The 14,161-nt window shown below is 41.2% G+C and carries 11 protein-coding genes; 7 read left to right on the plus strand and 4 right to left on the minus strand.

The window, feature by feature from the left end; translation table 11 throughout:
* The first annotated feature begins 47 nt into the window (after window positions 1-47).
* The 7 genes from putP (at window position 48) to H5123_RS11710 (ending at window position 11,367) form a co-directional block, all read left to right on the plus strand.
* Entirely contained in the window at window positions 48-1,508 is a 1,461-nt protein-coding gene (putP, locus tag H5123_RS11680; protein ID WP_124016311.1) for a sodium/proline symporter PutP, read from the plus strand.
* 442 nt (window positions 1,509-1,950) lie between these two features.
* Complete coding sequence (locus H5123_RS11685; RefSeq protein ID WP_124016310.1) at window positions 1,951-3,234, plus strand: OmpP1/FadL family transporter; 1,284 nt, start codon at window positions 1,951-1,953, stop codon at window positions 3,232-3,234.
* A 241-nt stretch (window positions 3,235-3,475) separates the two neighbouring features.
* Entirely contained in the window at window positions 3,476-4,525 is a 1,050-nt protein-coding gene (locus tag H5123_RS11690; protein ID WP_182698078.1) for an efflux RND transporter periplasmic adaptor subunit, read from the plus strand.
* A gap of 5 nt (window positions 4,526-4,530) precedes the next feature.
* Entirely contained in the window at window positions 4,531-7,803 is a 3,273-nt protein-coding gene (locus tag H5123_RS11695) for an efflux RND transporter permease subunit (RefSeq protein WP_182698079.1), read from the plus strand.
* A 44-nt stretch (window positions 7,804-7,847) separates the two neighbouring features.
* Window positions 7,848-8,060, plus strand: a complete 213-nt coding sequence (locus tag H5123_RS11700) for a DUF2892 domain-containing protein (RefSeq protein WP_124016307.1) — start codon at window positions 7,848-7,850, stop codon at window positions 8,058-8,060.
* Between the two features lie 28 nt (window positions 8,061-8,088).
* The gene (locus H5123_RS11705) at window positions 8,089-8,451 is read left to right on the plus strand and encodes a rhodanese-like domain-containing protein (RefSeq protein ID WP_182698179.1); all 363 of its coding nucleotides are present in this window, start codon (window positions 8,089-8,091) and stop codon (window positions 8,449-8,451) included.
* Window positions 8,452-8,913: 462 nt separating this feature from the next.
* Window positions 8,914-11,367 (plus strand): S8 family serine peptidase, encoded by a 2,454-nt coding sequence (locus H5123_RS11710; RefSeq protein ID WP_182698080.1) that lies wholly within the window; start codon window positions 8,914-8,916, stop codon window positions 11,365-11,367.
* Window positions 11,368-11,444: 77 nt separating this feature from the next.
* Here the strand turns inward: H5123_RS11710 and H5123_RS11715 are convergent, their stop codons facing one another.
* The 4 genes from H5123_RS11715 to H5123_RS11730 all read right to left on the minus strand — a co-directional run bounded on the left by H5123_RS11715 (window position 11,445) and on the right by H5123_RS11730 (window position 14,158).
* Entirely contained in the window at window positions 11,445-12,047 is a 603-nt protein-coding gene (locus H5123_RS11715; RefSeq protein ID WP_165870087.1) for a histidine kinase, read from the minus strand.
* A 216-nt stretch (window positions 12,048-12,263) separates the two neighbouring features.
* The gene (locus tag H5123_RS11720; RefSeq protein ID WP_124016303.1) at window positions 12,264-12,800 is read right to left on the minus strand and encodes a YaeQ family protein; all 537 of its coding nucleotides are present in this window, start codon (window positions 12,798-12,800) and stop codon (window positions 12,264-12,266) included.
* Window positions 12,801-12,878: 78 nt separating this feature from the next.
* Entirely contained in the window at window positions 12,879-13,790 is a 912-nt protein-coding gene (locus tag H5123_RS11725; protein ID WP_182698081.1) for a bifunctional precorrin-2 dehydrogenase/sirohydrochlorin ferrochelatase, read from the minus strand.
* A gap of 8 nt (window positions 13,791-13,798) precedes the next feature.
* Complete coding sequence (locus H5123_RS11730; RefSeq protein ID WP_182698082.1) at window positions 13,799-14,158, minus strand: rhodanese-like domain-containing protein; 360 nt, start codon at window positions 14,156-14,158, stop codon at window positions 13,799-13,801.
* Between the last annotated feature and the right edge of the window lie 3 nt (window positions 14,159-14,161).

The raw sequence follows: 14,161 nt of genomic DNA on the forward strand, positions 1-14,161 counted from the left end.
AACTTCTGCTAGCATGTCGAACATAAAAATAATCTCTTGGGAACTATATGGATATTCAAACACCGATCCTCATTACCTTTATAGGATACTTGGCCTTAATGATGGGTATTGGGTACTGGGCCTACCGCAAAACCGATACTGTCGATGATTATATTCTTGGCGGACGAAAAATGGGCCCCGCAGTCACCGCTCTTAGTGTGGGTGCATCAGATATGTCGGGCTGGTTATTACTGGGTTTGCCAGGGGCAGTGTATCTAAGTGGCTTGGGTGAAGCATGGATTGGTTTTGGATTAGTGTTTGGCGCTTGGCTTAATTGGCTATTTGTCGCTAAGCGTCTGCGTATTTATACCCAAGTGGCCAATAATTCACTAACCTTGCCCGACTTTTTTGAGAACCGTTTTAATGACTCTCATGGGCTATTAAAATTAGTCTCCGCATTAACGATTCTGATCTTTTTCACTTTTTATGCCTCCTCAGGCATGGTCGGCGGCGCAATATTATTTGAAAAAGTCTTTGGTCTCGATTATACCGTCGCCTTATTAATAGGCTCATTTATTATTGTATCTTATACCTTTGTCGGCGGTTTTTTTGCGGTTAGTTGGACTGACTTCTTTCAAGGCTGCTTAATGTTAATAGCCTTAATTATTGTGCCTGTATCCATCTTTAGTCAGCCAGATACACAAGCAGGTTTTGAACAGATAGACCCGGCGATGTTGTCGTTTATTAATGAGAACACCACTGTTATTGGCCTTGTGTCTTTACTGGCTTGGGGGTTAGGTTATTTCGGGCAACCGCATATTTTGTCTCGTTTTATGGCTATCGGCAGCCCAAAAGACTTAGTCCTTTCTCGGCGTATTGCCATGACTTGGATGATAGTGTCACTATTTGGTGCCTTAGCAACAGGCATTGCCGGCAGCCTTTATTTTGCCGCCGAACCACTTGAAAACTCAGAAACCGTGTTTATTCATTTAGCCCATGCCGCGTTTAACCCTTGGGTTGGTGGTTTGCTTATTGCAGCTATCTTATCTGCCATCATGAGTACTATCGATTCGCAGTTGTTAGTCTGCTCTAGCGTGATCACCGAGGATTTTTATCTTAAATGGTTGCGTCCACAAGCCAGTAGTAAAGAATTAATGTTAGTCGGTCGTATTGGCGTTATAGCCATCGCATTAGTGGCTGGAGTTGTTGCGCTTAATCCAGAAAGCAGTGTTTTAGGGCTAGTCAGTTATGCATGGGCCGGGTTTGGTGCTGCATTTGGTCCAGTAGTGCTGTTATCGCTGTTTTGGCAAGGCTATAGCCGCAACGGTGCAATTGCAACGATTTTAGTAGGTGCTATAACTGTTGTGGTTTGGAAACAAATGACTGGCGGTATTTTTGAGCTATATGAAATTGTCCCAGGGTTTATTTTCGCTATGTTAGTGGGCGTAATCGTCAGTAAAATATCACCACCGACTGATAAAACTATCGCTGATTTCAGTGCTTTTCGTGAGTCTTTGAAAACGCAATAATGGCATTAAAAGTTTTCTTGGTAACTCAGCTTCTTTAATAGAAGTTGAGTTACCTTCTTATCATACCTTGCCCAACTCAACACGAATAAATAAGCTTTAAAAACAACCCCCTCCCATGACGGCTAATTGAGTATTTATGAGCAACTTAATACTATGAATTTAATCCAGCAGTTGCTTAACATCCACGATGAATAAAATTTAACTTAAGCTAACCAGGGTGTAGTTATCGCCGAAAATGGAGCTGGAATTCACATATACTGCCATGCTATCAAACACCTAATTCACGACTAAAAACTAGAATTAACTTAATATTAACAACAACTAACATCTGGTCGGAGTTGTTACATAGTTCACATTTACCTAAGATGCCCTAAATTTTGACCGTCAAATGTTTAAAGCGGATAAACTTTGAACAAAACGGTAATAATAAATGGACATAATAATGAATAAATTCCACAAGACTCTCATTGCTACCGCAGTAAGCTTAATCAGTGTACAAGCCTCAGCCGCCGGTTTTCAGTTAAATAGTCAATCAGCTACCGGTATTGGTCGTGCAATGGCTGGGGATGCTGTTATTGCTGACAATGCCTCAGTTTTATCTCGTAATCCTGCCGCTATGGCTCTCTTTGATGAAACCGCATTATCTTTAGGTGTCGTTTATGCTGATATCGATGTGTCGGTATCGGATGCAAAAGGCAATTTTGGCGGTCAAGATGTCGCCTTTGGCAGTGAACACAGCGCTGCTGACGCAAAAGTTATTCCGAATTTCTATTATATCAACCCGATTAACGACAAAATGGCCTTCGGAGTTGCGGTATTCAGTAACTATGGCACCGGCACTGATTTAGGCAACTTAGCCAATAAAACACCGACTATAAGCGGCAATGCTGTGCCACTTCCAACTCCAGTTGATTTATTAGGTAACACAGAAGTCGTTACCGTTAACTTCAACACGAGCATGTCTTATCGCGTCAATGATGAGTTCAGTTTCGGCTTCGGTGTTGATGCCGTTTATGGTAGCGGAACCCTCACACGTAAGAGCGACAACCCACAGATCGGCAACTTAGTGGATGTTGATGCCGATGGTTGGGCTTTAGGTGGGATTGTTGGTGTGGTGTATGAAGTTAATCCAGATAATCGTTTTGGTTTAAGCTACCGCATTAGCCCAAAACTTACCGCCAAAGGCGATGTAAATTATCAGTACACTGAATACAATAAAATTGATATTCCTATCGCAGATATTGCCCAGTTTGCCGGTTTTCACCAGCTAACGGATAAATTCGCGCTACATTACACGGCTCAGTGGACCAATTGGAGCTCGTTTGACAAAATCGTGGTTAAAGATGGTGCCAATGGTGTTGACCAAGCCGACTTAAAAGAATACCACTGGAAGGATTCATGGTTTTTAAGCTTAGGGGCAACTTATAATCTCACTCGAGATCTCACTTTGCGCGCAGGTTTAGCATCGGATCAAGGTGTTGTGAATCAGCATTCATCATTATCAATTCCTGATTCTGATCGTACTTGGTATACCGCTGGCGTCAGTTACGACTTAAGCCAAAAATCGAGCGTTGATTTAGGCATCGCTTTTGTGCGCGGAGAAGATGTTACCGTATTAGAAGACAGTAAGCTTCTTGCTCAAATACCTGGTTATAGCAGTGAAATTTCAGCACAAACGCGATCAAATGCTGTTTATTATTCAGTACAATATAACTACAGCTTTTAGTTAACACTTGTTAATCAGTGCTCTTTAACCATGAGTATTGACTGCCTTTTTTAGCTCATTCACCACGGACTAAAAAAGTATCATCCTTTTTTATCCAAACCGCCATTTAGCAATAATTGGCGGTTTTTTATCTCCGTAATATGATTAAGATCTAATATATAAAATAATTCTAATATATCGGTTGCGTAACGGCATAAAGTCCATTAGAATTTTCTTATAGACTCCAAAATAGGCTTTTCATATGTCTCGGTTAACAAATTATTTATTCCTCGGTGTTATCCTCACCACAATAGCATTACCTCTTGCAGTGCAAGCCTATGATGTTAATACATTAAAATTAGCATATTCCGAACAAAATCAACCGCGAATATACGATGCAAAAATTGAAGCAATTAAAGCGGCAACGATTTCAGCCCAAACCTCAGGAAGGATTATTAATATCCATTTTGATGTTAATGATTTAGTACCACAAGGCGCGTCTTTACTGGAAATCACTAATAAAGAGCAAGGTGCTGGGTTCGCGGGAGCGGAAGCTGAACTGGCTAAAGCAGAAGCACTAAACACTGAGGCACAAGCACAATATGCGCGCTATAAAGCCCTATTTCCTAAAGGGGCTATATCAAAAGGCGCCATGGATGAAGCCACAGCCAAAGCAAAATCAAGCAAACAAGCTGTGAGTGCTGCTCAAGCACAATTAATACAAGCCAAAGAAAGCTTAAATTACACAGTCGTGAGTGCGCCTTTTAGTGGCCGAATGACTCAACGTTTTGTTGAGCAAGGTGAAACAATATCTTATGGTCAGGCACTGTTTTCTGGTTATGATACTCAACACCTCAGAGCGGTATTTCAAGTCCCACAACAAGATATTGCTCAGCTTCAACAACAAGCGCAAGTTGCGATTCAATTACCTAATGGTAATGAAATCACTTCCGGTGATATTGATGTGTATCAATTTGCCGATCCACTCACTCATCAACATCAAGTGCGAGTCAATCTAAATGCCGCTGATATCGAAGATATCATCGTGGGGCAATGGATCAAAGTAACCGTGGCCTTTCCCAGTAGAAAGAGTCTGGTGGTGCCATTATCGGCGATTCATCAAGTCAGTGACTTAACCTCTGTGTATCGTGTAAGTAACGATAAAATAGTATTAAATCAGGTACGAATTGGCCGAATAGATACTAAAACAAATACTGTAGAAGTGCTGTCAGGTCTTATGGAAGGCGATGAAATTGTTATTGATGCAGGACGTTATTTAATTAATTCCTCAGCAACAAAAGCTCAGGAGTAGCCCGAATGACAACCCCCAACGAACCAAATAAACTCGGCATCTCAGGCTCAATAGCAAAGGCATTTCAACAAAGTGCTATCACCCCATTATTGGCTATTTTAGGCTTATTACTGGGTCTTTTTGCGGTAATTATTACACCAAAAGAAGAAGAACCACAAATAGATGTCACTTTTGCAGATGTGTTTATTCCCTATCCTGGCGCCACGCCGACGGAAGTTGAAAATCAAGTCACCTTGCCTGCTGAACGTATCATTTCTCAAATAAAAGGGATTGATACTCTTTATTCATTCTCTCAACCTGATGGTGCGTTGATTATCGCGATTTTTGATGTCGGTATTCCACGTGATGAGGCCGTGGTTAATTTATATAATCAACTGTACTCTAACCGAGATAAATTTAATCATGCCGCTGGCATTGGTGAGCCATTAATTAAACCCAGAGGCATTGATGATGTGCCTATTGTAGGCCTAACCCTCTGGTCTAAAGACCCAAACATCACCGCAGAACAGCTTACCTTAGTGGCATCTGGCTTGGAAACCGAACTAAAGCGGATACCTGGCACGCGAGAGATTTACAGCCAGGGTGGCCACGAAATGGTGTTAAATGTGCGTATCGATCCTGTCAAAATGAGCAGTTTCGGCGTCACGTTCAACGATATTAGTGCCACTTTACAAGATAATAACCAGCTGTCTACGCTAGGATCCTTGACACAGTTTAATCAAGAAATAAAACTACAAACTGGACAGTTTTTACGTACGCTTGATGATGTCAATAATTTACTGATAAAAGTCAATCAACCAGATGCAACAACGGCTAGAAGTTCATCTCCCCATGCCGTTTATTTATCTGATATTGCCGATGTAAGCCTCAAAAGTGATATACCCAAACAACATGTTTGGCATGTCACCGACAAGGGAACTTATCCTGCAGTAACGATTGCGATAGGCAAACAAGCAGGCACCAATGCTGTTGATATCGCTGATGCGGTTTTAGCGAAAATCAAGGCTGTCGATAATGTATTAATTCCCAATAATGTTGATGTTGCCATCTCTCGTAACTACGGTAAAACAGCTGGGGATAAATCGAACACACTTATCTTTAAATTGATTTTTGCTACATCGGCAGTGGTACTGTTAGTTTTATTCACCATGGGAGTTCGTGAGTCTGCCGTGGTGGGTGTGGCTATTATTATTACTCTAGCCATTACTTTATTTGCATCGTGGGCTTGGGGATTCACCCTCAACCGTATTTCGTTATTTGCGCTTATTTTCTCGATTGGCATCTTGGTTGATGACGCTATTGTTGTGGTCGAAAATATCCACCGGCATATGGCAATGAGTGATAAACCCATTAGCGAACTTATCCCACACGCCGTTGATGAAGTCGGCGGACCAACCATACTGGCGACTTTTACGGTTATTGCCGCCCTTTTGCCAATGGCATTTGTATCGGGACTCATGGGCCCATACATGAGCCCTATTCCGATAAATGCCAGTATGGGAATGATCATTTCGTTATTAATCGCCTTTATTATGACGCCATGGCTGAGCAATAAGTTATTAAAGCCTCACAAAAAATCTCATAACTCAGCTAATTCAACTGCAAGTACTGACATTGTGGTAGAAGAAGACAATCGATTAACACGCTTGTTTACCCGCATAATGAGCCCTTTTTTAATTGGCGAACATGCACCAAAAGCCCGTAAAGGTTTGGCGTTAGGCATAGCTCTATTGATAGCTTTTGCTGTCGCCTTGCCAGTAATGCAAGCGGTAATATTAAAAATGCTGCCTTTTGATAACAAGTCAGAGTTTCAGGTGATGGTCGACATGCCTGAAGGAACACCAGTAGAACAAACTCAAAGAGTCTTGCAAGATCTCAGTCAATATCTCACGACGGTTAAAGAAATTGAGCATTTACAATTGTACGCAGGTACTCATGCACCGATGAACTTTAACGGCTTAGTAAGACATTATTTCTTGCGCAGTAGCCAAGAACTCGGTGAGATCCAAGTAAATCTGGTTGATAAGAAACATCGCGACCGCGACAGCCACACCATTGCTTCATCGGTGCGTGAACCATTACAAAAAATTGGTCTTCGCTACCATGCAAATATTAAGATTGTTGAAGTGCCACCCGGACCGCCAGTGTGGTCACCCATTGTGGCCGAGGTTTATGCACCGAACACTGAGCTACGCGAACGAGCAGCCAATGACTTATTACAACGATTCAAGGACACAGAACATGTTGTTGATATGGATATTTATTTGCCAGCACAGCAACAAAAATGGCAGGTAATTATTGACCGTAATAAAGCTCGCTTATTGGGAGTCTCTTACGCCAGTATCGTCGATACCATCAGCACAGCCGTTGATGGTAAAGATGTGAGTTATTTGTATCAAGCACAATTAGCTCAGCCCACGCCAATTAGATTACAACTTGATGAGGCATCTAAAGTAGACCTTAAGCAAGTGTTGTTATTACGCTTACCAACTCAATCGGGTGAAACCGTGCCATTGACAGAGTTAGTCAAGGTACAACAGCAGGTTATTAATGCACCAATTATCCACAAAAATATGGTTCCTATGATCATGGTTATTGCTGATATGGCAGGCCCTACTGGCAGCCCACTGTACGGTATGTTTGACATGGTCAGCCAAATTAATCAACAAAATGAACAAGGTGATTCAAGTTACCCAATTCAACAAAATCTGGTTAATCAACCTGATGGATTAACTGACGTGGCTATTTTATGGGACGGTGAATGGAAAATCACATATGAAACTTTCCGCGATATGGGTATTGCTTATGCTGTTGGAATGATTGCAATTTACTTGTTAGTTGTGGGGCAATTTAAATCATATGTGGTGCCGTTAGTCATTATGGCGCCAATACCATTAACCATCATTGGCGTGATGCCAGGACACGCTTTATTGGGTGCTCAATTCACGGCCCCATCGATGATAGGCATGATTGCGCTAGCAGGTATTATTGTTCGAAACTCTATCTTGCTGGTCGATTTTATTAATCAGCAAACAACTGCTGGAATACCATTAGAACAAGCCGTTATCCATTCTGGGGCTGTGCGTGCCAAACCGATTATGTTGACAGCATTAGCGGCAATAATTGGCGCATTATTTATTATTGACGACCCTATTTTTAATGGTTTAGCTATTAGTTTAATTTTTGGTATTTTTATCTCGACCATTTTAACCTTGGTAGTAATCCCAGTATTGTATTATTCGGTTATGAAAAATAAACACATTATCACAGCTAAGTAACAAGATTATTCGTTAACTGGGCAACGCCCAATAAGGATCTAAACATGTCATTAGAAAGAAGTATTATGGCCTTTGCAGGCTTCATGGTTTTATTATCGATAGTGTTAACCGCAACTGTCAGTCCACATTTTGTCTGGCTAACGGTGTTTGTAGGCGCTAATCTATTTCAGAGTGCATTCACAGGCTTTTGTCCTGCGGCGATGGTAATGAAAAAATTAGGCATCAAAACTGCAGCGGAAATAGCCTTAAATAAATAACAAGGAATTTATCGTGTTTAAGAAATCTATGCTGTTGTCTATTCAATCGGTATTGGCGCTATTAGTGATATTAGCAGCATCACTCATGCCGACTTGGGCGGCAGGGCAAGAGCCCAGCGTTGCATGGGAGAAGATCGACCGTGGCGTCATGTTGATTGATGTGCGTACTGCTGAAGAGTTTGCAGAAGGACATATTGACGGTGCTATGAATATCCCATTCAATAATATCGTACCCGAGTTAGCAAAGCTCAATATCACTAAAGACACTGAAATAGTGCTTTATTGTCGCAGCGGTAATCGCAGTGATATGGCACAAAAATCACTCGTTAAACAAGGATACAGCAACACCTATAATGCAGGTGGTTTTAACAGTTTAATATCTGCACGATAATCTCAGCAATAAATTAAGCCACAGAGCTAATCCTGTGGCTTAATTTTATGCTTCAATAGCATCCTACTCATCACCAGCACTACAGAGTAAACCACTGTTATTACTTCAATAACACCAAAAATCGTAAACTATCATTTACACTGTATTTAAGTTAATTATTTATTAGCATTAACAACTTCACTTATTCATTTCTCGGTTAAGCGCTTACATCTAGGTAACTTGATAAAAGTTATACAGATAACTTTTATCAAAATACTGCTTAATAAATTTTAAATTCACAAATGTTACATAATAATTCACGAAAATATCATAAAAAGTACTTGTATTATCAAAGTCAAGGTTAACAAGTTATTTACATTTGGTGAAAATGTGATTACCTTTTAAATAGATAGGCAAAATAAGCTTATCGATAAACATAATTATAAAAGACGTTATTTAACTCTGATTAACATGGAAGATAATATGAAAAAGAATAAAAACTCAGCGGTCGTGCTTAGCATGACCGCTCTTGCTTTGGCTATTTCAACTCAAGTCAATGCTGCCCCATCCCCTTTACAGCTTTCTGCTACTAACCAACAAATTGATCAACAATCTCCGTTACCTAAACGTTATATCGTTAAATTTAAGAATGATAATGCGGCACAAACGTTAAGCAGCAGTTCTGCAACGCAAAATGTGGGCGTTCAACCTGAAACAAATAGCATGTCTTATCAGCCTCGCTCAAACGAAGTATTCAGTCAATTTCGTGCTTTGAACAGTGTAAAAGCGCGAGAAATGAAGCGTGTTGGTCGAAGTAATAGTTATTCTGTAAAACTCGACTCGCCATCAATCAAAGCATTGCGTTTACGTCAAGACGTTGAATATGTTGAAGAAGACTTACCACGTAGATTGCTTGCAGAAACAACACCTTGGGGACAAACCTTTGTTGGTGCAACTGTACTAAGCGACAGCCAAGCGGGTAATCGCACTATCTGTATTATTGACTCTGGTTACGATCGTAGTCATAACGATTTAAATGCAAACAACGTCACCGGAACCAATAATTCCGGAACGGGCAACTGGTATCAACCGGGTAATAATAATGCTCATGGTACTCATGTCGCAGGTACTATTGCTGCCATTGCAAACAATGAAGGTGTGGTCGGGGTTATGCCTAACCAAAACGCCAATATTCATATCGTAAAAGTGTTTAACGAAGCAGGATGGGGCTACTCATCATCATTAGTAGCCGCTATCGACACTTGTGTTAATTCAGGTGGTGCAAATGTCGTCACAATGAGCTTGGGTGGCAGTGGTTCAACCACAACCGAGCGTAATGCATTAAATACTCACTACAATAATGGCGTATTATTAATTGCAGCTGCTGGTAATGCTGGTGACAGTAGTTATAGCTACCCTGCTTCATATGACAGTGTGATGTCAGTGGCCGCCGTTGACAGTAACCTTGATCATGCAGCATTTTCACAGTACACGGATCAAGTTGAAATTTCAGGTCCTGGTGAAGCAATTCTGTCAACCGTTACCGTTGGTGAAGGACGTTTAGCAGATATCACTATTGGTGGTCAGTCCTATTTTAGCAATGGCGTAGTACCGCACAATCGTCTGACTCCATCAGGAACCAGTTATGCTCCTGCACCTATCAATGCAAGTGCAACCGGAGCCTTAGCAGAATGTACCGTCAATGGAACCAGTTTTTCATGTGGCAATATGGCGAATAAGATTTGTCTTGTTGAGCGCGTAGGCAACCAAGGTTCAAGCTACCCTGAAATCAACTCAACTAAAGCATGTAAAACTGCAGGCGCTAAAGGTATTATTGTGTACAGTAATAGTGCCCTACCTGGCCTACAAAACCCATTCTTAGTTGATGCCAACAGTGATATTACGGTTCCTTCAGTGTCAGTAGATAGAGCAACAGGGCTTGCACTTAAAGCTAAGTTGGGACAATCAACGACAGTGAGTAATCAAGGTAACCAAGATTACGAATATTACAATGGTACCTCTATGGCCACACCGCATGTGTCAGGGGTTGCTACATTAGTGTGGAGTTACCACCCTGAATGTAGTGCAAGCCAAGTACGTGCAGCACTTAATGCAACAGCTGATGACTTAAGTGTTGCGGGACGTGATAACCAAACCGGTTATGGGATGATTAATGCCGTTGCAGCAAAGGCCTACTTAGACGAATCATGTACTGGTCCAACCGATCCTGGCACAGGCCCTGGTACTGGTGACAGTGTACTGGTAAAAGGTGTCGCAAAAACCGGTCTAGCTGGCGCTAAAAGTGATGAGCTATATTTCTCGTTAGACGTCCCAGCAGGCGCAAAAGACTTAACCTTTACCATGAGTGGCGGTACTGGCGATGCTGACCTGTATGTGCAATATGGTGCATCACCGACCAGCAGCAGTTATGACTGTCGTCCATGGAAGAGTGGTAATGCAGAATCTTGCCCTATTGCCACACCACAAACGGGTACCTATTATGTGATGGTGCAAGGTTATAGCGCATTTAGTAACGTCAACCTAGTGGCTAATTATACCGCGGCAACAACCAGTGGTGGCAATACTGGCGGTCCAGCAAGCTATACCAATACTGGTAATTATACGATTCCAGATAATAATACCACTGGTATCACTAGCCCAATCACTGTTAGTCGTACTGGCGATTCAGGATCGGTATCAGTGTCTATCGGTATCATTCACACGTATATTGGTGATTTAAAAATCCAGTTAGTGAGTCCTACAGGTCAAACGGTTGTCCTGCACAACAATACTGGTGGTGGAACCGATAACTTAACCCAGACTTACACAGCTAATATGGCTGGTGTAGAGTCTAGTGGTGTATGGACTTTAAAAGCAGTTGATAATGCCAAACAAGATACTGGGTATATCGATACTTGGAGTTTAAGCTTCCAGTAATCTCCTCTTGTTCAATACAAAAATAGCCACGAAATGTGGCTATTTTTTTACGCTTTACTCATTAACTGATTGAAAACCTAAAAGTGAGGCTGTGGTATTTGTAATACCGCTGGCTGCTGAGTATTGGCAATAACCTTGAATATTGAGGCAAATGAGTTTGGTGTGCTCACATCGACAGCAAGTTTTAATCGCCTTGCAATATCATTGGCTGATAATACTCCGCGAATAGCATGTTGTTCGCGATCAATCACTAAACAATGTTGTTGCCCTGCTGATTGCAATGTTTCAATTACATCACCGATTCGAGCATAATTTAAATCTTCAAAATCGATCGCTTTAAGATCTTCTTTAGGGATCATAAAATCAGCAACACTGAGGTGTTCACGCTGATGTCCTGCGGCCACTCGTTTTAATATCTCTTGATTATGTAATGACTCAAAACTGATTAAGCCAATAAACTGATCGTGATGGTCAATGACTAATTTAAGGCGGACATGTGACTTTTGCATTAAGTGCTCAACATTCACAGCCGATGTACTTGACTCAATAACCATAGGCGTCACTTTCTTGAAATCAGTAAACACGTTTAATGCCGAAGACTGTACTGATATGTCTTCATGGGCTTCTGGTGAAGTTAATTGGTCAATTTTTTCTACTGGGTATAGGGCTAATTTTTTCACAACAACATCCTTAATCAACAGCTACCGTTAAAATAAAACTATTATTATCAGTTATTTATATTTTTTCGGTATTTACTAGATATCTTGATTATCTGCCTGTGTTTTTATTAGCACAAGGCACATTTGATTAAACTTAATTAATTTTTATAAAATTAAGGTTTAATTCACACTGTTGTGATTCGGAGTATGTTAGGCGCTAAATTTAGATAATTCCCATCATTTTAAGACTTCAGGTTCGATTAACACACTATTATTTGCATCTGAAAACCACACTTGCCCTTCACTAAGGCTTACTTGTAACGCCATGTTACGATTAACAAATATATCCATTTGTTTAACTGCATCTTCAGGGAAATTAATCACGCTTAAATTATCGTAACGCGCGAATGCTTGCTGATTTTGTTGCCACCAAATAGGTACACTTCGGCCGCCATAAGTATAAAGAATGACTCGTTTTGAACGACCACACGCTTTTCTGAGCCACTTTTCATCTGCTTGACCAAATTCAACCCAAAGATCAATTTCGCCACTGAGGTTTTTATCCCAAAGTTCCGCTTCATCATCAACGCACAAACCTTTACTAAACACTAATGATTCTGATGCATTAATTGCAAATGCCAGCAAACGAACCATCATGCGGGTGTCGGTCTCAGATGGGTGTTGGGCTAAGGTAAATTGATGATCGGCATAATAATGACGATCCATATCTGCTATCTGCAAAGAGACTTTAAAGACGGTAGCTTTAGCGGCCATGAAGGGTTCCAACTCATATAAAAAAACCGAGTCTACTACAAAGTAGACTCGGTATAATAGGACATCATTCTTATCGGGTTAAATTGCGCCTGGACGAAGATGTTTTGCCATCGGGAAATGTGCGCTAAGCTGACTGACTTTAGCCAATGAAGACACAATTAGAATACGACTACCATGCTCATATTGATGAGTAATATCACTTAATAACGGTACCTTTTCTCTGCTGGCATCGCGCCTTAATAGTTCATTAATCTCGCCATCGAGCGGGTTATCACTGTAAACCACATCTAATGTCTGTAGCAAAGGCATTGCGGCTATAGGCAACAAATGCGTCGGAGTGTCCTCAGTTAATAAGATAATGTCGCCTTTAACACTCAAATGATCAAAAGCATCAAGATAACGCTGTTCAGTTAAGCCATCAAACTTATCTTGGTTAGTGGTAAAAAACTGTTCCCAAAATAAACGTCTATCTTTACCTGCGGATAATTTATGTTGGACTTCTTCTCGCTTGCTAGCAACAAAATCAAATAATGGTGCTAACGATGGTGGTAACATGGTTTCGAGTCTCGAACGAATCGTTCGCGCAAAAACTGGTGCTGCTCCAGCAGTACTTATTGCCACGACTAACCGGCCTCGGTCAACAATAGAAGGCGTAATAAATCGACAAAATTTAGGGTTATCGACCACATTAACCCAAATTCCACGCTCAGTGGCTAATTCGGCAAAGTCCATATTAAGTTGTTCATTAGCTGTGGCCAAATAAATAATGTCGACATTGGCAAAATCAGCGCTGCACACTTCGCGGCGCGAAAGTTTAATACGTCCCTGAGAATAATAGCTTTCAATCTCAGTGGCGACGTCTGGTGCAATTACATGAATATTGGCATCAGTACGAGACAAGAGATCTAGTTTACGTGTAGCGACCTCACCTGCGCCAACCAATAAGACCTGTAATCCTTGGGTATCTACAAATAATGGGAAATATTGCATTAATCTACTCAGTCTTCAACGATAGGGAATTGATGTTGTATCCAAGCACGGTATCCACCAATCATCGAGGCGACTTGTGTGTATCCCATAATCTGTAAATTATAGGCCGATAATGCTGCACGTTGGCCGGCACCGCAGTAAAGGAGTAATGGGGTATCTTTGTCAGGGAATCGATGCTCTATATCACGCTCAATAATGCCACGGCTCAAGTGTTTTGCTTTAGGTAAATGCCCTTGCAGCCACTCATTATCTTCTCGAACATCAATTAATTGCCACTGGTCTTGTTGTTGATATTGTTCAATCGTTAGCAAGGTAACATGAGGCATAACTGAATCAACTAAACGGGCGAAAGCTGGAGATGCTTGCATAGC

Origin of the sequence: Shewanella sp. SR43-4 (assembly GCF_014163845.1) — a bacterium.
Taxonomy (GTDB): domain Bacteria; phylum Pseudomonadota; class Gammaproteobacteria; order Enterobacterales; family Shewanellaceae; genus Shewanella; species Shewanella vesiculosa.